Source organism: Paracoccus indicus, from assembly GCF_003056335.1.
Lineage (GTDB): Bacteria > Pseudomonadota > Alphaproteobacteria > Rhodobacterales > Rhodobacteraceae > Paracoccus > Paracoccus indicus.
In genome coordinates, this window is record NZ_PYWA01000028.1 from 1 (window position 1) to 656 (window position 656).

The 656-nt window shown below is 59.8% G+C and carries 1 pseudogene; it reads left to right on the forward strand.

The features are described from left to right. Positions 1-32: 32 nt before the first annotated feature. A pseudogene (locus DDE75_RS17100) lies at positions 33-628 on the forward strand (IS5 family transposase); the annotation flags it as partial. Between the last annotated feature and the right edge of the window lie 28 nt (positions 629-656).

Here is a 656-nt window from a genome sequence, read left to right on the forward strand (position 1 = left end):
CGGACGAAGAGTAGGCGTTTCACGAGCGTTTTATCTTGGCCATCCGCGCCCCGAATGGACGCAAACCAATCAACCATCGCGTTGTTCTTGATGGAATTTGCTGGATTGCACGGACAGGATCGCCGTGGCGTGACCTGCCCGAAGAGTTTGGCAAGTGGTCCAGTGTTTACCGCCAGTTTCGGCGCTGGACGTTGGCAGGGCTCTGGGAGCAGATCATGGAAGCGCTGAACGAGAGCGGACTGGTCCCGGATGCCCTTCAGATGATCGACAGCACCGTGGTCCGGGCCCATCATCAGGCAGCGGGCGCAAAAGGGGGACTCCGCGACAAGGTCTTGGTCGTTCAAGGGGTGGCTTCACGACCAAGATCCACCTCCGCGTCAACGGCGCAGGGCTCCCTATGAGGTCGGACATCACGGCGGGCCAGACATCGGACTATCTGGGCTTCGATCTGGTCATGGACGACAACCTGGCGGAACCTTGCGTCCTGCTGGCGGATCGCGGCTATGACTCTGACAAGATTCGCAAAACAATGGAAGCGCGCAACGTTGTGCCGGTCATCCCCATGCGCAAGACCCGCAAGCTCCGTGTCACCGTGGATCGCACCCTCTACAGGCTGCGCAACCTCGTCTAGCGCTGCTTCAACAAGCTGAAGAACG